Source organism: Mycobacterium sp. 1165196.3 (assembly GCF_001673415.1).
Taxonomy (GTDB): Bacteria; Actinomycetota; Actinomycetes; order Mycobacteriales; family Mycobacteriaceae; genus Mycobacterium; species Mycobacterium europaeum_A.
On the sequence record NZ_LZLU01000241.1, the window covers coordinates 1 to 21619 of the forward strand.

Annotated in this window: 20 protein-coding genes; 10 read left to right on the forward strand and 10 right to left on the reverse strand. The window is 69.7% G+C overall.

Annotated elements, in window-relative coordinates:
• The coding region (locus A5659_RS28730; RefSeq protein ID WP_231122602.1) for a hypothetical protein at positions 1–77 on the forward strand (77 nt) is incomplete at its 5' end.
• Positions 78–117: 40 nt separating this feature from the next.
• Positions 118–1281, forward strand: coding sequence for an alpha-hydroxy-acid oxidizing protein (locus tag A5659_RS23360; RefSeq protein ID WP_066877400.1), 1164 nt, complete (start codon positions 118–120; stop codon positions 1279–1281).
• Between the two features lie 5 nt (positions 1282–1286).
• Here the strand turns inward: A5659_RS23360 and A5659_RS23365 are convergent, their stop codons facing one another.
• The 4 genes from A5659_RS23365 to A5659_RS23380 form a co-directional block, all read right to left on the reverse strand.
• Positions 1287–2819 (reverse strand): DNA polymerase Y family protein, encoded by a 1533-nt coding sequence (locus tag A5659_RS23365; protein ID WP_067184605.1) that lies wholly within the window; start codon positions 2817–2819, stop codon positions 1287–1289.
• Positions 2820–2866: 47 nt separating this feature from the next.
• Entirely contained in the window at positions 2867–3547 is a 681-nt protein-coding gene (locus A5659_RS23370; RefSeq protein ID WP_066866894.1) for a hypothetical protein, read from the reverse strand.
• A 170-nt stretch (positions 3548–3717) separates the two neighbouring features.
• Positions 3718–5286 (reverse strand): glutamine-hydrolyzing GMP synthase, encoded by a 1569-nt coding sequence (guaA, locus tag A5659_RS23375; RefSeq protein ID WP_369827483.1) that lies wholly within the window; start codon positions 5284–5286, stop codon positions 3718–3720.
• Between the two features lie 78 nt (positions 5287–5364).
• A complete protein-coding gene (locus tag A5659_RS23380; protein ID WP_066877408.1) occupies positions 5365–6009 on the reverse strand; it encodes a helix-turn-helix domain-containing protein in 645 nt (214 codons plus the stop codon).
• A gap of 77 nt (positions 6010–6086) precedes the next feature.
• Between A5659_RS23380 and A5659_RS23385 the strand changes: the two genes are divergently transcribed.
• The 6 genes from A5659_RS23385 to A5659_RS23410 all read left to right on the forward strand — a co-directional run bounded on the left by A5659_RS23385 (position 6087) and on the right by A5659_RS23410 (position 13568).
• Entirely contained in the window at positions 6087–7616 is a 1530-nt protein-coding gene (locus A5659_RS23385; RefSeq protein WP_067184631.1) for an MFS transporter, read from the forward strand.
• Complete coding sequence (locus tag A5659_RS23390; protein WP_067184606.1) at positions 7613–8725, forward strand: NmrA family NAD(P)-binding protein; 1113 nt, start codon at positions 7613–7615, stop codon at positions 8723–8725. The genes A5659_RS23385 and A5659_RS23390 overlap by 4 nt, the downstream gene beginning before the upstream one ends.
• Positions 8722–9552, forward strand: coding sequence for a methyltransferase domain-containing protein (locus tag A5659_RS23395; protein ID WP_066866885.1), 831 nt, complete (start codon positions 8722–8724; stop codon positions 9550–9552). Before A5659_RS23390 ends, A5659_RS23395 begins: the two co-directional genes overlap by 4 nt.
• Positions 9549–10361 carry a class I SAM-dependent methyltransferase gene (locus A5659_RS23400; RefSeq protein WP_066866883.1) on the forward strand — a complete coding sequence of 271 codons (813 nt, stop codon included), beginning with the start codon at positions 9549–9551 and terminating at the stop codon, positions 10359–10361. Before A5659_RS23395 ends, A5659_RS23400 begins: the two co-directional genes overlap by 4 nt.
• Positions 10362–10443: 82 nt before the next feature.
• Positions 10444–11193 carry a beta-phosphoglucomutase family hydrolase gene (locus tag A5659_RS23405; protein ID WP_066866881.1) on the forward strand — a complete coding sequence of 250 codons (750 nt, stop codon included), beginning with the start codon at positions 10444–10446 and terminating at the stop codon, positions 11191–11193.
• A complete protein-coding gene (locus A5659_RS23410; protein ID WP_066866879.1) occupies positions 11190–13568 on the forward strand; it encodes a glycoside hydrolase family 65 protein in 2379 nt (792 codons plus the stop codon). Before A5659_RS23405 ends, A5659_RS23410 begins: the two co-directional genes overlap by 4 nt.
• Here the strand turns inward: A5659_RS23410 and A5659_RS23415 are convergent.
• A complete protein-coding gene (locus A5659_RS23415; RefSeq protein WP_066866877.1) occupies positions 13562–14137 on the reverse strand; it encodes a TetR/AcrR family transcriptional regulator in 576 nt (191 codons plus the stop codon). The two genes, A5659_RS23410 and A5659_RS23415, sit on opposite strands and share 7 nt — an antisense overlap.
• Positions 14138–14197: 60 nt before the next feature.
• On the opposite strand from A5659_RS23415, the gene A5659_RS23420 reads away from it, so the two are divergent.
• Positions 14198–15091 (forward strand): TauD/TfdA family dioxygenase, encoded by an 894-nt coding sequence (locus tag A5659_RS23420; protein WP_067184607.1) that lies wholly within the window; start codon positions 14198–14200, stop codon positions 15089–15091.
• 50 nt (positions 15092–15141) lie between these two features.
• Here the strand turns inward: A5659_RS23420 and A5659_RS23425 are convergent, their stop codons facing one another.
• The 3 genes from A5659_RS23425 to guaB are packed head-to-tail and all read right to left on the reverse strand — an operon-like array spanning position 15142 to position 19682.
• Complete coding sequence (locus A5659_RS23425; RefSeq protein ID WP_066866874.1) at positions 15142–16887, reverse strand: GMC oxidoreductase; 1746 nt, start codon at positions 16885–16887, stop codon at positions 15142–15144.
• Between the two features lie 51 nt (positions 16888–16938).
• Positions 16939–18078, reverse strand: coding sequence for a GuaB3 family IMP dehydrogenase-related protein (locus tag A5659_RS23430; RefSeq protein ID WP_066866872.1), 1140 nt, complete (start codon positions 18076–18078; stop codon positions 16939–16941).
• An 8-nt stretch (positions 18079–18086) separates the two neighbouring features.
• Positions 18087–19682 (reverse strand): IMP dehydrogenase, encoded by a 1596-nt coding sequence (gene guaB / locus A5659_RS23435; RefSeq protein WP_065028373.1) that lies wholly within the window; start codon positions 19680–19682, stop codon positions 18087–18089.
• Between the two features lie 173 nt (positions 19683–19855).
• On the opposite strand from guaB, the gene A5659_RS23440 reads away from it, so the two are divergent.
• Positions 19856–20269, forward strand: a complete 414-nt coding sequence (locus A5659_RS23440) for a DUF5319 domain-containing protein (protein ID WP_007773416.1) — start codon at positions 19856–19858, stop codon at positions 20267–20269.
• 9 nt (positions 20270–20278) lie between these two features.
• Here A5659_RS23440 and A5659_RS23445 read toward each other — a convergent pair whose 3' ends face one another.
• Positions 20279–21052 (reverse strand): anti-sigma-D factor RsdA, encoded by a 774-nt coding sequence (locus A5659_RS23445; RefSeq protein ID WP_197498172.1) that lies wholly within the window; start codon positions 21050–21052, stop codon positions 20279–20281.
• On the reverse strand, positions 21039–21617 hold the full coding sequence (locus A5659_RS23450) for a sigma-70 family RNA polymerase sigma factor (protein WP_066866868.1): 579 nt from the start codon (positions 21615–21617) through the stop codon (positions 21039–21041). Before A5659_RS23450 ends, A5659_RS23445 begins: the two co-directional genes overlap by 14 nt.
• Positions 21618–21619: the final 2 nt, after the last annotated feature.

Here is a 21619-nt window from a genome sequence, read left to right on the forward strand (position 1 = left end):
GCAACTACGAGTACGCCATCAACAACTCGTTCGGCTTCGGCGGACACAACGTGGCCATCGCCTTCGGGCGGTACTGAGCCTCGTTTGGTGGGCGAAGCGGGGGGTAAAGCCCCGACCATGGCCTTCGCCGAGTATCAAAACGAGCTGTACGACCAGTCGCTGCACGGCAATCAGCCGCAGTATCCGATCCGGTTCGAGGAGCTGGAGGAGAAGGCCGCGGCGGCGATGACGCCGAAGGTGCTGGGCTATGTGGCCGGCGGCGCCGGTGATGAGCACACCCAGCGGGCGAACTGCGCGGCCTTCAAGCGGTGGGGCCTGTATCCGCGCATGGGGATCGCCCCGGAGCAGCGCGACATGTCCGTCGAGTTGTTCGGCATCAGGTTCCCCTCGCCCATCTTCATGGCACCCATCGGCGTCATCGGGGTGTGCGACCCCGACGGGCATGGGGACATGCTCTGTGCGCGGGCCTCGGTTCGCACCGGCGTGCCGTTTTTCGTGGGGACCCTGTCGGCCGACCCGATGGAAAGCCTCGCCGCCGAGCTCGGTGACACCCCGGCGTTCTTCCAGCTGTACACGCCACCCAACCGCAAGATGGCCGCCAGCCTGGTGCACCGGGCCGAGGCGGCCGGCTTCAAGGGCATCGCCGTCACGCTGGACACCTGGGTCACCGGCTGGCGACCCCGCGACCTGAGCGGCGGGAACTACCCGCAGGTGCCCAGCGGGTGCCTGGCCAACTACACCAGCGACCCGGTTTTTCGCGCCAACCTGAGCCGGGGTGAAGACGCCACCGAGGCGGCGGTGCGCAAGCTGCCGATCTTCGGCGGCCCGTTCCGGTGGGCGGACCTCGAGTGGCTGCGGGCCGAGACCAGCCTGCCGCTGATGGTCAAGGGCATTTGCCATCCCGACGACGTGCGCCGCGCCAAAGACATTGGCGTGGACGGCATTTACTGCTCCAATCACGGCGGGCGGCAAGCCAACGGCGGGCTGCCCTGCCTGGATTGCCTGCCGGAGGTGGTCGAGGCTGCCGACGGGATGCCGGTGCTGTTCGACTCCGGGGTGCGCGGTGGCGCCGACATCATCAAGGCGCTCGCCCTGGGGGCGACCGCCGTGGGGATCGGTCGCCCGTACGCCTACGGGCTGGCGGTCGGTGGTGTCGACGGCATCGTGCACGTCCTGCGCTCGCTGCTGGCCGAAGCGGACCTGATCATGGCCGTCGACGGGTATCCCTCGCTCAAGGACCTCACCCCCGACGCGTTGCGGCGCGTCGAATACGCTCAATAACAACGCTATTCGTAACTCCCCTCCACATACCAGCGCCGCTGGCGATAGCACAGCAGCAGCGCACGCTCGCTCTCCAGCAACACCTGGGCGCGGGCGGTGCGGCCCTTGGCCAGGTCGGGATCCCACCACCGCTCGTCGACCGGCCAGGGCCCGGACCACCAGCACAGCCGCTCGTCCCGGCCATGGGCGACGATGCGCGCCGGGTCGGCGGAGAACAACCCCCGGATGGTCACCCGTACCGGATTCCCTTGGGCGTCAAGCAGTTCCACCGGGTCGTCCAGCAGCACCGCCGGCGACGGCTCGGGCAGCCGGCCGGGCCACGGCAGATCGGGATCGGCCCGCGGCACCGGCTCGTCGCCGAGCGGGATCAGCGTGATGCGCTCGGCCGGGCCGCGCCCGCCGGACAGCACCGGCACTCGCACCGCCTCCGGACCGAGCAGGCCCTGCACCCGCACCAGCGCCCGGCGGGCCCGCAGCCTGTCCTCCTCGCCCAGGCCGCCCCAGAGCGGCAACTGCAACGCCTCGGCCGAGACCACCTCCACCGCGGCCAGCCGCAACAGCGTCACCGCGGCGGTGGGACGGGGACTCCGCGCGGTGCGGCTGCTCAACCACCCGTCAAGCTGCCAGCGCACCCGATCGGCGGTGGCGTCCTCGGTCAACGGCTCGGCGCATCGCCACACCCGGTGCAGTTCTTCGCCGTTGGCGGTGACGGCGTGGATGGCCAGCCGGGTGCATCCCACCCCGGCGTCCATCAGCGCCTGATGCAGCTTGCCGGCCAGCGACCGCCCGGCGAACGCCGCGGCGTCGACCCGGTCGATCGGCGGATCGCAGTCCAGCACGGCCTCGAGGTCGGCGGGCGGCTCCCGCCCGGAGGGCGGCCGTTCGGGCTCGCCGCAGGCCAACCGGTGCGCGGTCACCCCGTCGGCGCCGAACCTGGAGGCCACGTCGCTGCGCGACAGCGCGGCGAACTGCCCGATGGTGCGAATCCCCATCCGCCACAACAGGTCCGTCAGTTCTTCGCGGCCGGCACCGGACAGGCTCGGTTCGGTGGCGAGTTGGCGGATGGACAGCACCGACAAAAATTTCGCGTCGCCTCCCGGCTCGACGATCCGGCCCGCCCGGGCCGCGAAGACCGCGGTGGACAACCGGTCGGCGATCCCGGCCTGACACTCGGCGCCGGCGGCGGCCACCGCATCGATCAGGCGTTCGGCGGCGGTGGCCTCGGACCCGAAATAGCGGGCCGCTCCGCGCACCGGCAACGCCAGGAGGCCGGGACGCAGCACCTCGGCGCGGGGCACCAGGTCGTCCACCGCCGCAATCACCGCTTCGAAGAAGCGGGCGTCGCGGTCCGCGTCGGCGGCGGTGACGTGTAGTTGCGGGCACCGCGCCGCCGCCTCCCGGCGCCGCAGCCCCCGGCGCACCCCCGCGGCACGGGCGGCCGACGAGCAGGCGATCACCCGATTGGCCAGCGTGACCGCGATCGGGGCGGTCGCGGACAGACCCGCGGCCGTCGCCGCCGCGACCGCCGGCCAATCCATGCACCAGATCGCCAAAACCCTTGAACCAGAAGGGGTTACCACGGTATTTACCCGGCTCGCGCTGGAGTCGTCACCCGTCGTCCCGCGCACGTCCCGCTGACCTGCAGCCGCACCCCGCCGATCCGGCCGAATCCGGGACGGCCCTCGGCGGTGATCTCATACCCACAGACCCGGGCGGCCAGGCGCGTCGGGGCCCCCTGCCAATCGCCGCCGGTGACCAGCAGGGTGCAGCCCTTGTTACGGGCGCGGGCCACCACCGCCCGCGCCCGCGTCGGCGGCACCCGGCGCCCGCCCAGCCCCAGGACCACCAGGTCCATGCCGTCGACGAGCACCGCGGCCACCTCCACCGGATCGGTGCCGGGATCCGGTATCACCGCGAGCCGGCTCAGATCCGCCCCCATCTCCGCGGCGGCCAGCAACCCGATGTCCGGCTGGCCCACGATTGCGGCGTTGCCACCGGCGGCCGTGACGGCGGCCACCACGCTCAGCAACAGCGACCGGGCACCCGAGAGCACCGCGACCGTTCCCCGCGGCACCGGCGCGGGCAGCAGGTCGGCCAGCCAGGGCGGGAGGGCGAGCTGGGACTCCGAGTCGGGCAGCAGATCGTCGGCGGGCACCGTGGCGGCCCCGGCCTTCTTCCCGGCGATGCTCGCCATCCGCCGGCGCAACGATTCCAGCTGCTCAGCACGGGTTTCCTGGCGGCGGCTGGAGGCAAAAGCCGCGGTCATGACAGCCTCCTAGCACCACGTTCGGGAAAAGTATTCGAATGTATGTTCGATACATTTCGAAGTAAACACCTGCCCTCCGACAACCGTCAAGCGACGCAAGGGGCAGCGTTATGCGATCGATACTGGTGTGGCTGATGGGTGGCATGTGACCGCATTTTCGCGGCCGGGGCCTACTCCCATTCGATGGTGCCGGGTGGTTTGCTGGTGATGTCCAGCACCACGCGGTTGACCTCGGCCACCTCGTTGGTGATCCGGGTCGAGATGCGCTCGAGCACCTCGTAGGGCACCCGGGTCCAGTCGGCGGTCATGGCGTCCTCACTGGACACCGGGCGCAGCACGATCGGGTGTCCGTAGGTGCGGCCATCGCCCTGCACGCCGACCGAGCGCACCTCGCCGAGCAGCACCACCGGACACTGCCAGATCAGGGTGTCCAGGCCGGCAGCGGTGAGTTCCTCGCGGGCGATCGAGTCCGCACGCCGCAGCGTGTCCAGCCGGGCAGCGGTGACCTCGCCGACGATCCGGATCCCCAAACCCGGTCCCGGAAAGGGTTGGCGCGCAACAATATCCTCCGGCAGGCCCAACTCGCGGCCGACCGCGCGGACCTCGTCCTTGAACAGCAGCCGCAGCGGCTCGACGAGCGTGAACTTCAGGTCGTCGGGCAGGCCGCCGACGTTGTGGTGGCTCTTGATGTTCGCGGTCCCGCTGCCACCGCCCGATTCCACCACGTCCGGATACAGCGTGCCCTGCACCAGGAAATCGACGTGAGAATCCCCGTCCCCCACGATGTCTCGCACCGCACCCTCGAAGGCCCGGATGAACTGGCGTCCGATGATCTTGCGTTTGCCTTCGGGATTGGTCACGCCCGCCAGTGCGGAGAGAAAGGTGTCGGCCGCGTCGACGGTGACCAAGTTGGCCCCGGTGGCGGCGACGAAGTCGCGCTGCACCTGCGCCCGCTCGCCGGCGCGCAGCAGCCCGTGGTCGACGAAGACACAGGTCAACCGGTCACCGATGGCGCGCTGCACCAGCGCGGCGGCCACCGCGGAATCCACCCCGCCCGACAGCCCGCAGATCGCCCGGCCGTCGCCGATCTGGGCGCGCACCTGCTCGATCAGCACCTCGGCGATGTTGGCGGCCGTCCAGTCCGCGCCCAGACCGGCGAAGTCGTGCAGGAATCGGCTGAGCACCTGCTGGCCGTGCGGGCTGTGCATGACCTCCGGGTGGTACTGCACACCGGCCAGGCGTCGGGCCCGGTTTTCGAAGCCGGCCACCGAAGCGCCGGAGCTGCTGGCCACCACCTCGAACCCGTCCGGCGCGGCCGTGACCGCGTCACCGTGGCTCATCCACACCGGCTGCACACTCGGTAATCCCGAATGCAGTTCGCCGCCAAGGACTTTCAGTTCGGTGCGACCGTATTCGCTGGTGCCGGTGTGGGCGACGGTCCCGCCCAGCGCCTGCGCCATCGCCTGAAACCCATAACAGATGCCGAACACCGGCACCCCGAGATCGAACAGCGCCGGGTCGATCTGGGGCGCGCCGTCGGCGTAGACACTGGACGGTCCGCCGGAGAGCACCAGCGCCAGCGGGTCGCGGGCCTTAATGTCCTCGACCGTCGCGGTGTGCGGGATGACCTCGGAGAACACCCGCGCCTCGCGGACGCGACGGGCGATCAACTGCGCGTACTGCGCGCCGAAGTCCACGACCAGCACCGGTCGGGCCGGCGCTCCGGATACCTCGGAGATCTCGAGTTCAGGGCTTTCAGTGGGGTCGGCCACGCACGCGAGTCTAGTGGCTGCCGGCGTCGCCGCCGCCCGACAGGCCTACAGCGCAAACGCGGTGCGGACGGCGCCGACGGCATCCGCGTCGCCGTGGAACTCGATTCGCCGCCGCGCCGCGGTGCGCTGGGCTTCGTCGGTGCCCAGCCGGGCGGCCACCAGGTCCGCCGCAGTCGCCGTGATCGTCACCGCGGGCTCACCGCGGACACCCGCCAGGCGTCCCTGTGTCACCGCGAATTCGAAACGGCGGCCGTCGATCTCGACCCGGCAGGTGGTCTCCACACCGGCGGCCCGGCCCGACTGAAAGCCCAGCAGGATTCCGGCCAGGAACCCGTTGAGCGGCGACACCGGCCCGTCGCCGATCGGGTCCAGGTGGTCCAGCCCGAACCACGCGATGCTCTGTAGCACCGGCAGCACACGCTGCCAGCCCAGGTCGCTGAGGCTGTAGACGGTGCGACCGATCGGCGCCGGCAGGTCGGCGCGATCGACCAGCCCGGCATGTGTGAGCTCCTTGAGCCGCTCGGCGAGCAGATTCGTTGCGATGCCGGGCAGTTCGGCCCGCAGGTCACCATAGCGGCGGGCGCCGCCGACCAGCTCGCGCAGGATCAGCAGGGTCCACCGCTCACCCAGGACGTCGAGCCCCCGGGCGATCGGGCAATTCTGGTTGTAGTTCCTGCGGGACGCCACCATGCCACCCTACCTGGGGTTAGACATCTTTTTCAAGTTTGTACTTGATTTGTTTGTCCGACAGATTTACTGTCTTGTTCATGCGCACCGACCCAGCGTTTCGCAACCACCCCATCGTCGCGCTCGCCGTCATCTGCCTGGGTGTCTTCGTCATCAGCGTCGACGCCACCATCGTCAACGTCGCGCTGCCCACGCTGGCGCGCGAACTCGGCGCCGACACCGCACAGCTGCAATGGATCGTCGACGCCTACACGCTGGTGATGTCCGGGCTGTTGCTCTCGGCGGGCAGCCTGTCCGACCGCTACGGCAGGCGGGGCTGGCTGAATTCCGGGCTGGCGCTGTTCGCCGTCACATCCGCGGTTGCCGCACAGACCAATTCGGCCGAGGCGTTGATCGCCGCGCGGGCAGCCATGGGGGTGGGCGCCGCGGTGATCTTCCCGACCACGCTGGGACTGATCACCAACATCTTCACCGACCCGGTGCCGCGCGCCAAGGCGATTGGACTGTGGGCGGCCATGGTCGGTGTCGGGGTGGCCGTCGGCCCGATCAGCGGCGGCTGGCTGCTCGAACACTTCTGGTGGGGCTCGATTTTCATGGTGAACATTCCGATTGCCGCGCTGGCCATCGTCGGTGGCGCGCTGTTCGTCCCGACCTCGCGCGACCCGGCGGCGCCGCGGGTCGACATCGGTGGCCTCATCCTGTCCGCGATCGGGGTCACGACGCTGGTCTACACGGTCATCGAGGCGCCCACGTGGGGGTGGACCGACGGCCGGACGGCGGCCGGATTCGCCGTCGCCGCAGCCATTCTCGTCGCGTTCGCGCGCTGGGAACGGCGCAGCACCCACCCGATGCTCGACGTCTCGGTGTTCCTCAACCGCCGGTTCTCCGGCGGCAGCCTGGCGGTGACCGCGGGGTTTCTCACCCTGTTCGGTTTCATCTTCGTCATCACCCAGTACTTCCAATTCATCAAGGACTACACGGCGTTTCAGGCCGGTGTGCGCCTGCTGCCGGTCGCCGCCTCGATCGCGCTCGCCAGCATCGTCGGGCCCCGGCTGGTCGAACGCGTCGGCACCACCGCCGTCGTCGCCGCCGGCCTGGCCGTGTTCGCCGCCGGGCTGGCCTGGGCGTCCACCGTCGACGCCGCCACGCCGTACCTCCAGATCGCCACGCAGATGCTGCTGCTCGGCGGGGGCCTGGGCCTGACCTTCTCGCCGGCCACCGAATCGATCATGGGATCGCTGTCCGTCGACAAGGCCGGCGTCGGCTCGGCCGTCAACGACACCACCCGCGAGCTCGGCGGCACGCTCGGAGTCGCCGTCGCCGGCAGCATCTTCGCGTCCGTGTACTCCGGGCACCTCGACGCGGCCACCCTGACCGGGCTGCCCGCCGACGCGATGCGCCACTCAATGGCCCTGGCGCACACGGTGATCCAGCGACTGCCCGCGCACCAAGCCGGGCAGGTGCGCGCCGCCGTGGATCGCGCGTTCCTGGACGGGCTGCAGGTCAGCTCGCTGGTCTGCGCGGGCATCGCGCTGGGCGCGGCGATCGTCGTCGGCTGGCTCCTCCCGGCCAGGCAACCGGCGCCACAACAGGAAAGGACACTCCGATGAACGGTCGAGTATTGGTCACCGGCGCCACCGGAAAGATCGGCGGCGCGGTCGCCGCACAGCTGCTGGAAAGGGGCGTCCGAACCAGGGCCATGGTGCATCGTGACGATGCGCGCAGCGCCCGGCTGCGGGAGATGGGCGCCGAGGTCGTCATCGCCGATATGTTTGACATCCAACAGGTTATGGGTGCCATCGCCGGGATCGACCGGCTCTATTTCAACCCTCCCTATCATCCGCACGCCCTCGACAGCGCCGTTGCCTTCGCCGTGGCCGCCCGACGCTCAGGCGTGGAAGCGGTGGTGGCGCTTGGCCAATGGCTGGCCAGCCCGGAGCATCCGTCGCTGATGACGAGGCAGGCCTGGTTGACCGACAAGCTGTTCGAGTTGCTGCCCGATACGGCGCATGTGGCCGTCGATCCGGGTTACTTCGCCGACAACTACCTGCAGCTGGTCCCCCTGGCCGCCCAGCTCGGGGTGTTGCCGACACCGACCGGGGTGGGCCGAAACGCGCCGCCCTCCAACGAAGACATCGCGCGGGTCGCCGTCGGCGCGCTGCTCGACCCCCACCGTCACGACGGCCGCGCCTACCGGCCCACCGGACCGACGCTGCTCTCGGGGGCCGAGATCGCCGATGCGGTCGGTGCAGCGTTGGGCAGGCGGGTGCGTCACATCGACGTTCCGCCGTGGATGTTCATGCGCGCCGTGCGCGTCAACGCCAAACGGCTCGGCGCCGATGGGTTCTTCCAGTCCAGCTTGCGTCACTACCTTCCCGAGCACGGCCAGGGAACCTGGGAGGTGGGCGCGCCGACCACACACGTCCGCGATGTCGCCGGCGTCGAGCCCGAGGACTTCCTCACCATCGCGCGCCGCTATGTCACCGGACCGGAATCCCGCCGTACCGCAGGCAATTTCATGCGACAGCTGGGCAACTTCATGTTGACCGCGATCACACCGATGCGCCGGCTGGACAAGTTCGACCGGACCCAACAACACCCGCAGCCCGCCCACCCACGGCTTTCCGGCCAGTCCCCGGTATGGCGCAGTGAGCACGGCGTCGCGCACCGGGATCCCGTTGCCCTGAACGCCGCTGGAGAAAGGATCGGAACACGATGAGTACGGCACCACAAGGCAGCACCTACGTCTTGGGCCACGCCGACGCGGAGGTGCAGCGCCTCCTCCTGCAGGGCCGGCTCTACGACCACCACACCGAGCACGCGCTGCGACTGGCCGGGCTGCGGCCGGGCATGCGCGTGCTCGACATCGGGTCCGGACCCGGCGACGTGTCGTTCGTCGCCGCCCGGCTGGTCGGTCCGACCGGGACCGTCCTCGGCGTCGACGCCGCGGCCGCGATGGTCGAGCTCGCCCGCGCCCGCGCTCTCGAACAGGGCTGGCGCACAGTGCGTTTCACCCAGGCCGCGGTCGACACCATCGTGCCGGACGAACCGGTGGACGCGGTCATCGGCCGGTTGATCCTGATGCACCTGCCGGACCCGGCCGCCACGTTGCGGCGCCTCAGCTCCTTCGTACGCCCCGGCGGCGTTGTCGCGTTCTCGGAGAACGACATCACCGGTGCGCACGGCGTTCCGGACACGCCGCTGTTCCGGCGCGTGACGGGCGGAATCGTTCGCGCCTTCGAGGACATGGGGCTCAGCCCGCGATTCGGCACCACGCTGCACACGATCTTCGCCGACGCCGGCCTCAGCACTCCGCGGCTGACCCTCGGCACGCCGATCGGCACCGCCGCCGACACGGACATCCTGGCCTACCTCGCGGAAGTCTGGCGGCTGGTGTCCCCCATTGCCGAACAGGGCGGCTTCGCCATCGACGAACTCGCCGACATCGACGAGTTCGTGCCGCGATTCCGTCAGGAGGCGCAGGCGGTCAACGCCCTCATCGCGATGCCTCCCATCATTACCGCGTGGGCTCAGGTGCAGAAATGAACGACACCATCGCGGCCCAGTACTCGACCGGCCTGTCGCGGGCAAACATCAAACGGGCGCTGATCGACGCCGGGAAGGACCTCGACGGCCTTCGACCCGCCGACCTGGCCCTGCTGGAGGACTTCCACACCATGGGCCGCATCGCCACCGCGCAGCTGGTGGACCTTACGCAGATCTCCAGCGCGAGCGCGGTGCTCGACGCCGGTAGCGGGATCGGTGGCACGGCCCGCTACCTCGCCGACCGCTATGGCTGCCGGGTCACCGCCGTTGACCTCACCGAGGAGTACTGCGAGACGAACGACTGGCTCAACCGGCTCGTCGGTCTCGACCGCCTCATCGCGGTTCGCCAGGCGGACGTCACCGAACTCCCCTTCGCCGACGACACTTTCGACGTCGCGATCAGCCAGCACGTCCAGATGAACGTGGCCGACAAGGCGCGGCTCTACGCCGAGGCGCGCCGCGTCCTCACTCCCGGTGGCCGGCTTGCGCTGTGGGACTTGACCATCGGCGACGGCCGCGCACTCGACTTCCCGTTGCCCTGGACCGACACCGCCGCCAACAGCCACCTGGTGGCCCCCGGCGAGCTGCGCACCCTGGTCACCTCCGCGGGATTGGCGGTGCAGCACTGGAACGACCTCACCGAGACCGCGAGCTCGCTCATGCAGGCGCTGCTGGCCCAGCCGCCCCAGCCGCTGGGCCTGCACGCCTTCGTCCCCGACTTCGACCGCAAGGCCGAAAACCTCACCCGGGCGCTGGCCGATGGGCGCCTGCGCGCGATCCAGGGCGTGGCAGTGGCAAAAGACCGCTGATCCCTGGCGACACGCATGGCGGGCATGGTGAAGTGGGTATCGCTTAAGCCAGTCGCCCGAGACCAGAGAGCGAGGTCCGCCGTTGAGTTCAGCGCTGGGTCTGCCGGAGGAGGTGCGTGCCTGTCTGTTCGACCTCGACGGAGTGCTCACCGACACCGCCAGTGTGCACACCAAGGCCTGGAAGGCCATGTTCGACGCCTACCTGTCCGACCGGGCCAAGCGCACCGGCGACGAATTCGTCCCCTTCGACGCGGGCGCGGACTACCGCGAATACGTGGACGGCAAGAAGCGCGAGGACGGCGTCCGGTCCTTTTTGGAAAGCCGCGACATCCAGCTGCCCGACGGCAGCCCCGACGACCCCGACGACGCCGAGACGATCTACGGCCTGGGCAACCGCAAGAACGACATGTTCCAGAAGGTCCTCAAGGAGGACGGCGTCAAGGTGTTCGATGGATCCCGCCGCTACCTAGAGGCGGTGTCGGCCGCGGGCCTGGCAATCGCGGTGGTGTCGTCGAGCGCCAACACCCGCGACGTCCTCGAGGTCACCGGCCTGGACCGGTTCGTGCAAAAGCGGGTGGACGGCGTCACCCTGCGCGAGGAACACATCGCCGGCAAGCCGGCCCCCGACTCTTACCTGCGCGGGGCGCAGCTGCTCGACGTCGACGCCGCAGCGGCGGCGGTGTTCGAAGACGCGTTGTCCGGCGTGGCGGCCGGCCGGGCCGGTAACTTCGGATTCGTGGTGGGCGTCGACCGAGTGGGCCAGGCCGAGGAACTGCGCCGCAACGGCGCCGACGTGGTGGTCACCGACCTCGCCGAGCTGCTGGGCTCATGATCACCGACGAATCGTTCCCCGTTGACCCCTGGCACGTGCGCGAGACCCAGCTCGACCTGAATCTGCTGGCCCAGTCAGAATCGCTGTTCACCCTGTCCAACGGGCACATCGGGCTGCGCGGCAACCTCGACGAGGGCGAGCCCTACGGCCTGCCGGGCACCTATCTGAACTCCTTCTACGAGATCCGGCCGCTGCCCTACGCCGAGGCCGGTTACGGCTACCCCGAAGCCGGCCAGACGCTGGTCGACGTCACCAACGGCAAGATCATCCGGCTGCTGGTCGAGGACGAGCCGTTCGACGTCCGCTACGGCGAAGTCCTATGTCACGAACGGGATCTGGACCTTCGCGCCGGAACGCTGACCCGCAGCGCGCACTGGCGCTCGCCGGCGGGCAAAGAGGTCAAGGTGGTCTCCACCCGGCTGGTGTCACTGGCCCAGCGCGGCGTCGCCGCCATCGAGTACTGCGTCGAGGCGATCGGTGAGTTCGTTCGGGTGACGGTGCAGTCGGAGCTGGTCACCAACGAGGACCAGCCGGAGACCTCCGGCGACCCCCGGGTGTCGGCCATCCTGGAGACCCCGCTCGAAGCGGTCGCGCACGAATACACCGACACTGGAGCGGTTCTCATGCACCGCACGCGCAGCAGCGCGCTGATGATGGCCGCCGGCATGGATCACGAGGTCGACGTTGAAGGGCGCGTCGAGGTCACCACCGACGCGCGCGCCGACCTGGCCCGCACCACCGTGATCTGCGGGCTGCGCAAGGGACAGAGGCTGCGCGTCGTCAAGTACCTGGCGTACGGATGGTCGAGCATGCGCTCGCGCCCGGCGCTGCGCGACCAGGTCGCTGCCGCGCTGCACAGCGCCCGCTACACCAGCTGGCAGGGACTGTTGGATGCGCAGCGCGAGTATCTGGACAACTTCTGGGACTGCGCCGACGTCGAGGTCGAGGGCGACCCCGAATCCCAGCAGGCCGTGCGATTTGGGCTGTTCCACCTGCTGCAGGCCAGCGCCCGCGCCGAACGCCGCGCGATCGCCGCCAAGGGGCTCACCGGAACCGGCTATGACGGCCACGCCTTCTGGGACACCGAGGGGTACGTGCTGCCGGTGCTCAGCTACACCGCGCCACACACCGTGGCCGACGCGCTGCGCTGGCGCGCCTCGACCCTGGATCTGGCCAAGGAGCGGGCGGCCGAACTGGGCTTGGAGGGCGCCGCGTTCCCCTGGCGGACCATCCGCGGGCAGGAGTGTTCGGCCTACTGGCCGGCCGGCACGGCGGCCTGGCACATCAACGCCGACATCGCGATGGCCTTCGAGCGCTACCGCATCGTCACCGGCGACGACGACCTGGAGGCCGATTGCGGGCTGGAGGTGCTGGTCGAGACCGCCCGGCTGTGGCTCTCGCTCGGCCACCACGACCGGCACGGCGTCTGGCACCTCGACGGCGTCACCGGCCCCGACGAGTACACGGCGATCGTGCGCGACAACGTCTTCACCAACCTGATGGCCGCGCACAATCTGCGCGTCGCCGCCGACGCCTGCAACCGCCACCCCGATGTGGCCAAGGCGCTGGGGGTCACCAACGAGGAGATGGCGGCGTGGCGCGATGCGGCCGGCGCCGCCAACATTCCGTACGACGAGGGGCTGGGAGTCCATCAGCAGTGTGAAGGATTCACCACCCTCGCGGAGTGGGACTTCAAGGAGAACCACGCCTACCCGTTGCTGCTGCACGACCCGTACGTGCGCCTGTACCCCGCGCAGGTGATCAAGCAGGCCGACTTGGTCCTGGCGATGCACTGGCAGAGCCACGCGTTCACGCCCGAGCAGAAGGCGCGCAACGTCGACTATTACGAGCCGCGCATGGTCCGCGACTCGTCACTGTCGGCGTGCACGCAGGCGGTGATGTGCGCCGAGGTGGGGCACCTCGAGCTCGCGCACGACTACGCTTACGAGGCCGCCCTGATCGACCTGCGCGATCTGCACCACAACACCCGCGACGGTCTGCACATGGCCTCATTGGCCGGCGCCTGGACGGCGCTGGTGTCCGGCTTCGGCGGCCTACGCGACGACGAGGGCGTCCTGTCGCTGGATCCTCAACTGCCCGATGGCATTTCGCGGCTACGGTTCCGGCTGCGCTGGCGCGACTTCCGGGTCACGGTCGACGTCAACCACGCCGAGGTCACCTACACGCTGCGCGACGGGCCCGGCGGCGAGCTGACCATCCGGCACGCCGGCGAGGACCTCGAGCTGAGCACCGAATCCGCGACGACGGTCGCGGTGCATCCCCGCAAGCCGCTACTGCCGCCGCCGCAGCAGCCCGCCGGCCGCGAACCGCTGCACAGGCGATCCCTGATCGCGGAATCGGTGCAGGCTCACTGAGCATCGGCGGGCGCGAGGATGCGTTGCACCTCGGCGCCGGCCGCTGCGCGTATCTCGGCATCCGTCAGCTCCTCAATCCCGGTGGCGGACCGCAGGATCGGGGCGAACAGGCGCCAACCGAACTGCAGCGCAAGGGCATTGGCGACCGCGAGCCGGGCCTTGACGTCGTCGTCGTAGAGCGGCCGCACCCCGTCGAGCAGCGTCGCGATGTTGGGAAAGCGCTTCTGTAGCTGGCCGGCCGGATAGCCGTCCAGCACGGTGCGCGCCATCACCCGCATCTGGCGATCCAGGGAACTCTCCAGCACGGCCGCGGGCGCATCGGTGCCCAGCAGGGCGCTCAGGTTGGCGCCCAGGTGATCGAGCACGGCGCCGACCAATTGCTCCTTGGTGCCGAAGTGGCGGAACACCAGTCCGTGGTTGACGTTGGAGCGCGCGGCGATGTCGCGGATGGACGTCGCGGCCGGACCGCGCTCGGCGAACAGGTCGGTGGCGGCTTCCAGAATCGCCGCGGCCACCTCCGCGCGCCCGGTGGGCACCTTCCCGCGGCCGGTTGCGGAAGTTGTAGTCATCTGACTACACTACCAAATGTAGTCGATTGACTACACCCGTTTTGACTCAAGGAACACGAAATGACAGGTCAGATAACCGTCACCAAGCTGGGCAGTCGCATCGGCGCCCGGGTGGACGGGGTTCGCCTCGGCGGCGACCTCGACCAGGACGCGGTCGAGACGATCCGCCGGGCGCTGTTGACCCACAAGGTGATCTTCTTCCGTCACCAGCACCACCTCGACGACTCCGAGCAGCTCGCGTTCGCCGGTCTGCTGGGCACGCCGATCGGCCACCCGGCCGCGTCGGCCCTGGCCGCCAAGCACCTCCCGGTGATCACACCGATCGACTCGGAGTACGGCAAGGCGAACCGCTGGCACACCGACGTGACGTTCGCCGCCAACTACCCCTCGGCGTCGATCCTGCGTGCGGTCACGCTGCCGGCCTACGGGGGCTCGACGCTGTGGGCCTCGACCGTGGCGGCCTACCAGCACCTGCCCGAACCGCTCAAATGCCTGGTGGAAAACCTCTGGGCGTTGCACACCAACCGGTACGACTACGTGAGCGTCGAAGCGATGAGCGAGGAGCAGCGGGCGTTTCGGCAGGCTTTCGAAAAGCCCGACTTCCGCACCGAGCATCCGGTGGTGCGGGTGCACCCCGAGACCGGCGAACGCACCCTGGTGGCCGGTGACTTCGTGCGCGGCTTCGTCGGCCTGGACAGCCACGAGTCAACCGCCCTCCTGGAGCTGCTGCAGCGGCGAATCACCGTGCCGGAGAACACCATTGGCTGGAACTGGGCGCACGGCGACGTCGCCATGTGGGACAACCGCGCCACCCAGCACCGGGCGGTCGACGACTACGACGACCAGCCCCGGCTCATGCACCGCATCACGCTGATGGGCGACGTGCCGGTCAACGTGCGTGGCGAGCGCAGCCGGGTGGTCAGCGGCGCGCCGCTTCAGGCGCTGGCAAGTTAATGGTGACGACCCGCAGCGCCCGGCTACGCCGCGCTCGCGATCGTCACGAGTTAACTGGCGTCGGCGGTGGAGCTGATGTGATTGCTCGGCAACCAGCGCAGCGCGCCGGGCGCGGTGGCCGGGACGACGGGCGCCTTGGGCGGGATCGGCTCCAGGCGGCGATACGGCTGGCCCTGCGCCGGGCGCTGGTCGTCCTCACCGGCGTTCGGCCACAACGACGCGGCCCGCTCGGCCTGGGCGGTGATTGACAGCGAGGGGTTGACGCCCAGGTTCGCCGAGATCGCCGCGCCGTCCACCACGAACAGCGTCGGGTAGCCGTAGACCCGGTGATACGGGTCGATCACCCCATGCTCGGCGTTGTCGCCGATCACGGCGCCGCCGAGGAAATGCGCGGTCAGCGGGATGTTGAACAGCTCTCCCCAGGTGCCGCCGGCCACGGCGTCGATCTTGTCGGCGATGCGCCGGGTGACCTGATTCCCGACCGGGATCCAGGTCGGGTTCGGCTCGCCGTGGCCCTGCTTGCTGGTGTACCAGCGGATGCCCAGCCTGCCGCGTTTGGTGTAGGTGGTGATGGAGTTGTCCAGGTGCTGCATGACCAAGGCGATCAGCGTGCGTTCGCTCCACTGACGGACGTTGAGCAACCGCATCATGCGACGCGGATCCTCGCGGGCCTGGTCCAACAGTTGCTTCCAGCGCGGCACGTCGCTGCCTTCGGGGCCGGTTCCGTCGGTCATCAGCGTCTGCAGCAGCCCCATCGCGTTGGAGCCCTTGCCGTAGCGGACCGGCTCGATGTGGGTGTCCGGCGTCGGGTGGATCGACGAGGTGATCGCCACCCCGTGCGTCAGGTCGAGGTTCGGGTCGACCTCGAGCTTCCCGGCGCCGACAATGGACTCGGAGTTGGTGCGGGTGAGCACGCCCAGCCGATCCGACAGCCGCGGCAGCAGACCCTGATCGCGCATGTTGAACAGCAGGTGCTGGGTGCCCCAGGTGCCGGCGGCCAGGATCACCTGCTTCGCCGTGTAGGTGCGCCGGTCGCGGCGCAGCCAACTGCCGGTACGCACGGTGCGAACTTCCCACAGCCCATCAGGACGCTGCTCGAAACGCTTGACCGTGGTCATCGGGATCACCTGCGCCCCAGCAGATTCCGCGAGAGCCAGGTAGTTCTTCAGCAGGGTGTTCTTGGCGCCGTAACGACAACCGGTCATGCAGCAACCACATTCCAGGCAGCCGGTGCGCTCCGGCCCCGCGCCACCGAAGTAGGGGTCCGGCACGGTCTTGCCCGGGGCCTTGGTGCCGTCGGGGCCGAAGAACACGCCGACGGGAGTCGGCACGAACGTGTCGCCGCAGCCCATCTCGTCCGCCACCTGTTTGACGATCCGGTCGGCGTCGGTGAAGGTCGGGTTCTCCACCACGCCGAGCATCCGCTTGGCCTGCTCGTAGTGCGGCATCAGCTCGTCGCGCCAGTCCGTGATGTGCGCCCACTGCTGGTCTTTGAAGAACGGCTCCGGCGGCACGTACAGGGTGTTGGCGTAGTTCAGCGAGCCGCCGCCCACCCCGGCGCCGGCCAGGATCAGCACGTTCTTCAGGGGGTGGATCCGCTGGATGCCGTAGCAGCCCAGTCTCGGCGCCCACAGAAACTTGCGCAGATCCCAGGACGTCTCGGCGAAATCTTCGTCGGCGTACCGGCGTCCGGCCTCCAATACGCCGACGCGGTAGCCCTTTTCGGTCAGCCGCAACGCGCTGACGCTGCCCCCGAAACCCGAACCGATGATCAGTACGTCGTAATCCGGCTTCATCGCACCAGTATGGCCTTACCGGCGGGTAACAAGCCAGCGACCCTCGCGGGGCTAGCTACCGACGGTCAGGCCGACCTTCTGGAACTCCTTGAGGTCGCAATAGCCGGCCTTGGCCATCGACCGCCGCAGGCCGCCGACCAGGTTGAGGCTGCCGAACGGATCGTCGGACGGCCCGTTGAGCACCTGCTGCAGCGGCGGGCGCTCACCGACGGCGATCTGCAGCAGCGCCCCGCGCGGCAGCGAGGGATGCGCCGCGGCGGCGGGCCAGAACCAGCCCTCGCCCAGCGCCTCGGCGGACTCGGCCAGCGGCGTGCCCAGCACCACCGCGTCGGCCCCGCAGGCGATGGCCTTCGCCAGCTCACCGGAGGTGTGGATGTCGCCGTCGGCCAGCACGTGCACGTAGCGGCCGCCGGTCTCGTCGAGGTATTCGCGCCGCGCGGCGGCGGCGTCGGCGATCGCGGTGGCCATCGGCACGCTGATGCCCAGCACCTCGTCGCTGGTGGTCACTCCCCTGGTCGCGCCGTAGCCGACGATGACGCCGGCGGCGCCGGTGCGCATCAGGTGCAGCGCGGTGCGGTGGTCCTGCACGCCGCCGGCGACCACCGGCACGTCGAGCTCGGAGATGAAGGTCTTGAGGTTCAGCGGTTCCCCGGCTCCATCCCTGTCTTGGGCCACTCTTTCGGCCGACACGATGGTGCCCTGGATGACCAGCAGGTCGATGCCGGCCTGCACCAGCACCGGCGTCAGCGCCTGGGCGTTCTGCGGGCTGACCCGCACGGCGGTGGTGACGCCGGCGTCGCGGATCCGGGCGATCGCGGAGCCCAGCAGGTCCGGGTTCAGCGGGGCCGCGTGGAACTCCTGCAGCAGCCGGATGGCCGCCGAGGGCTCGGGCTCCTTGCTGGCCGCCTCGACGAGTTGGGCGATCTTGGCCTCGACGTCGGCGTGGCGCCCGATCAGTCCCTCACCGTTGAGCACGCCCAGGCCGCCGAGCTTGCCGAGCTCGATCGCGAACTCCGGCGACACCAGCGCGTCGGTCGGATGCGCGAGCACCGGAATCTCGAACCGGTAGGCGTCCAGCTGCCAGGCGGTCGAGACGTCCTGCGAGGAGCGGGTGCGCCGGGACGCGACGATGCTGACTTCGCTCAGTTCATAGCTGCGCCGGGCGACGCGGCCCATCCCGATCTCGACCATCTCCGGCCTCAGCGTGCGTAGTAGTTGGGGGCTTCGACCGTCATGGCGACGTCGTGCGGGTGGCTCTCCCGCAGCCCGGCCGCCGTGATCCGGACGAACTGCGCCTGCTGCAGCGCCTCGATGCTCGGCGAGCCGGTGTAGCCCATCGCGGCGCGCAGGCCGCCGGTCAGCTGGTGGATCACCGAGGACAGCGGGCCGCGGAAGGGCACCCGGCCCTCGATGCCCTCGGGCACCAGTTTGTCTTCGGAGAGCGCGTCGTCGGCGAAGTAGCGGTCCTTGGAATACGACTTCCCGCTGCCCGAGCCGCGTCCGGCCATGGCGCCCAGCGACCCCATCCCGCGGTAGCTCTTGAACTGCTTGCCGTTGACGAAGATCAGCTCCCCGGGGGCCTCGGCGGTGCCGGCCAGCAACGAGCCGAGCATGGCCGTCGACGCGCCGGCGGCCAGCGCCTTGGCGATGTCGCCGGAGTACTGCAGGCCGCCGTCGGCGATCACCGGGACGCCCGCCGGGCCGCACGCCGCGACCGCCTCCAGAATCGCGGTGATCTGTGGTGCGCCGACGCCGGCGACCACCCGCGTGGTGCAGATCGAGCCCGGCCCGACGCCCACCTTCACCGCGTCGGCGCCGGCGGCGACCAGGGCCGCGGCCGCCGAGCGGGTGGCGACGTTGCCGCCGATCACCTCGACCTTCTCGCCCACCTCGGCCTTGAGCTTGCCGACCATGTCGAGCACCAGCCGGTTGTGCGCGTGCGCGGTGTCCACGATCAGCACGTCGACCCCGGCGTCGACCAGCATCATCGCCCGGACCCAGGCGTCACCGCCGACACCCACGGCGGCGCCGACCAGCAGCCTGCCGTCGCTGTCCTTGGTGGCCAGGGGGTGCTGTTCGGTCTTGACGAAGTCCTTGACGGTGATCAGCCCGGTCAGCCGGCCGTGGCCGTCGACGATGGGCAGCTTCTCGATCTTGTGGCGGCGCAACAGCCCCAGCGCCGCGTCGGCGGACACGCCCTCCTGGGCGGTGATCAGCGGGGCCTTGGTCATCACCTCGGCCACCTTCTTGGTCTGGTCGACCTCGAACCGCATGTCGCGGTTGGTGATGATGCCGACCAGGGCGCCCGACTCGTCGACCACCGGCAGGCCGGAGATGCGGAACCGTGCGCACATCGCGTCGACCTGGGCCAGGGTGTTGTCCGGGCGGCAGGTGACCGGGTCGGTGACCATCCCGGCCTCCGAGCGTTTGACCATTTCGACCTGGCCGGCCTGCTCGGCCACCGGCAGGTTGCGGTGCAGGACACCCATGCCGCCGGCCCGGGCCATCGCGATGGCCATCCGCGACTCGGTGACCGTGTCCATCGCCGAGCTGACCAGCGGCACTTTGAGCCTGATCTTCTTGGTCAGCTGGCTGGAGGTGTCCGCGGTGGCGGGCACCACGTCGGAGGCCGCCGGCAGCAGCAAGACGTCGTCGAACGTCAGCCCGAGCATGGCGATCTTGTGCGGGTTGTCACCCCCGGTGGGCACCGGGTCGTCGACCAGGCCACCCACCCGCACATACGCACTGCCGACGAGGTCAGAGCTGTCTTCCAGGTGGGACGTGCCACGGGTCATCAGAGGGGCCCTCCATACGATGCGGCGTGAGAGAACCATCCTATCGGCTTGCCTGTCCCTGCCGTCCGCTTGCTCGGGCGCGCCGCGCGCACCAAACGGCGCGACGGAACCATCCGGCATGGCGAGTAGCCGCCTGCTGGCGTTATCCGGGGCGGGCTGCGTAGGCTAGAGGCGTGCGCGACCACCTCCCACCGGGTTTGCCGCCCGACCCTTTCGCCGACGACCCCTGTGATCCGTCGGCGGCCTTGGAAGCCGTCGAGCCAGGCCAGCCCCTGGATCAACAAGAGCGAATGGCCGTCGAGGCCGACCTCGCCGATCTGGCCGTGTACGAAGCGCTGCTGGCGCACAAGGGTATTCGCGGACTGGTGGTCTGCTGCGATGAATGTCAGCAGGATCACTACCACGACTGGGACATGCTGCGGGCCAACCTGCTGCAGCTGCTGATCGACGGCACCGTGCGCCCGCACGAGCCCGCCTATGACCCCGAGCCGGACGCCTACGTCACGTGGGACTACTGCCGCGGGTATGCCGACGCGTCGCTCAACGAAGCGACCTCGGACGCCGACGGTTTCCACCGCCGGCACTGATTTAGCGGCTCACTGATTCGGAATCAGCGGCGCCACCGGCGGTGGCGTCTGGCCGTGATGGTGATGCTTACCCACTGACGGACTCGGCTGCGGGCTCGGCGCGGCCGGCGGCGTCAGCGGTGCGGGTGGCGCCGCGGGGATCGCGGCGGAGGCCGGGCCGGCCGGCGCCGCGGGAGGCGGGGCGACCGGGAGCGTGGCGTTCGGGTCGCGCGCGTCGACCTTCGCGTTCAACAGCTTCAGCTGGTCGGTCAGTTCCTGTTTGCTGGCCGGGTCGTCGATCGAGGCCACCAGGCTGCTCACCTCGGTCAGCTGATTCTTGGCCTGGTCCCACTGGCCGCGGTCGATCGATTCCTGCACCTTCGCCAGGTCGGCCTTGGCGGCCAGCATCTCCTGCTTTTCGTGGACCTGCGGCTGGTCGAAGAACATCGCGTGCAGCCCGTACAGGGTGCCGCCGGGCCGGGCCTCGACCACCATGGCGCCGAAGCCGCTGAGCACCATCAGCGCCGCGGCCACCGATCCGACGACGGCCAGTCCGCGATGGCCGCGCCGCCGTTCGGCCAGTCCGGTGCGCAACGCGTTGACGGCCTCTTCGGGCGTCACCAGGGCGCTGGCCGGCGGCCACCTCAGGTTGTCGCGCCAGTCCTCCAGCAGTGTGGTGAGCACCTGAAAATCAGGGTCGTCGGGATCCTCGACCTGGCTGCCGGAGACCGGCCGGCGCTGGGCCAGCGCATCGAGCAGCAGGTCGGTGCGGGCGAATTCGTCCAGGGAGTCAGGCACAGTCACCTGCCGCGATCATCTCGGATTTCAGCCGCGACAGCGCGCGGTGCTGGGCAACTCGGACGGCCCCGGTGGTGCTGCCGACGGCGGTCGCGGTCTCCTCGGCGGACAGGCCGACGACGACGCGCAGGATCAGGATCTCGCGTTGCTTGGCGGGCAGGATCTCGAGCAGTTCGCTCATCCGGCTCACCGAATCCGCTTCGATCGCAAGCTGTTCGGGCCCCGCATCGCTCGACCAGCGATCGGGAATCGATTCGGTGGGATAGGCGAGATCGCGTCCGGCAGCGCGGTGGGCATCGGCGACCTTGTGGGCCGCGATGCCGTACAGGAAGGCCAGGAATGGACGCCCGCGATCGCGATAACGCGGCAGCGCCGTGATAGTCGCCAAGCACACCTCCTGTGCCACGTCATCCGCTGACAGGCCACCCCGATCGACGGTGCCGACACGCGCTCGGCAATATCGCACGACGATCGGACGGATGGTCTCCAGCACCTCCCTCAATGCGTTGTGGTCGCCGGTGACGGCCTTCGCGACCACAGCGTCGAGACGTTCCCCTGCTGGAATTGTCATCG

Excerpts from the sequence above, each read along its gene's own strand:
- A5659_RS23395 (WP_066866885.1), top strand. The coding sequence starts at position 8,722 with ATGAGTACGGCACCACAAGGCAGCACCTACGTCTTGGGCCACGCCGAC.
- A5659_RS23360 (WP_066877400.1), top strand. The coding sequence starts at position 118 with ATGGCCTTCGCCGAGTATCAAAACGAGCTGTACGACCAGTCGCTGCAC.
- guaB (WP_065028373.1), bottom strand. The coding sequence starts at position 19,682 with ATGACCCGTGGCACGTCCCACCTGGAAGACAGCTCTGACCTCGTCGGC.
- A5659_RS23390 (WP_067184606.1), top strand. The coding sequence starts at position 7,613 with ATGAACGGTCGAGTATTGGTCACCGGCGCCACCGGAAAGATCGGCGGC.
- A5659_RS23400 (WP_066866883.1), top strand. The coding sequence starts at position 9,549 with ATGAACGACACCATCGCGGCCCAGTACTCGACCGGCCTGTCGCGGGCA.
- A5659_RS23430 (WP_066866872.1), bottom strand. The coding sequence starts at position 18,078 with ATGGTCGAGATCGGGATGGGCCGCGTCGCCCGGCGCAGCTATGAACTG.
- A5659_RS23365 (WP_067184605.1), bottom strand. The coding sequence starts at position 2,819 with ATGGATTGGCCGGCGGTCGCGGCGGCGACGGCCGCGGGTCTGTCCGCG.
- A5659_RS23370 (WP_066866894.1), bottom strand. The coding sequence starts at position 3,547 with ATGACCGCGGCTTTTGCCTCCAGCCGCCGCCAGGAAACCCGTGCTGAG.
- A5659_RS23415 (WP_066866877.1), bottom strand. The coding sequence starts at position 14,137 with ATGACTACAACTTCCGCAACCGGCCGCGGGAAGGTGCCCACCGGGCGC.
- A5659_RS23450 (WP_066866868.1), bottom strand. The coding sequence starts at position 21,617 with ATGACAATTCCAGCAGGGGAACGTCTCGACGCTGTGGTCGCGAAGGCC.
- A5659_RS23410 (WP_066866879.1), top strand. The coding sequence starts at position 11,190 with ATGATCACCGACGAATCGTTCCCCGTTGACCCCTGGCACGTGCGCGAG.
- A5659_RS23380 (WP_066877408.1), bottom strand. The coding sequence starts at position 6,009 with ATGGTGGCGTCCCGCAGGAACTACAACCAGAATTGCCCGATCGCCCGG.
- A5659_RS23385 (WP_067184631.1), top strand. The coding sequence starts at position 6,087 with ATGCGCACCGACCCAGCGTTTCGCAACCACCCCATCGTCGCGCTCGCC.
- A5659_RS23425 (WP_066866874.1), bottom strand. The coding sequence starts at position 16,887 with ATGAAGCCGGATTACGACGTACTGATCATCGGTTCGGGTTTCGGGGGC.
- A5659_RS23420 (WP_067184607.1), top strand. The coding sequence starts at position 14,198 with ATGACAGGTCAGATAACCGTCACCAAGCTGGGCAGTCGCATCGGCGCC.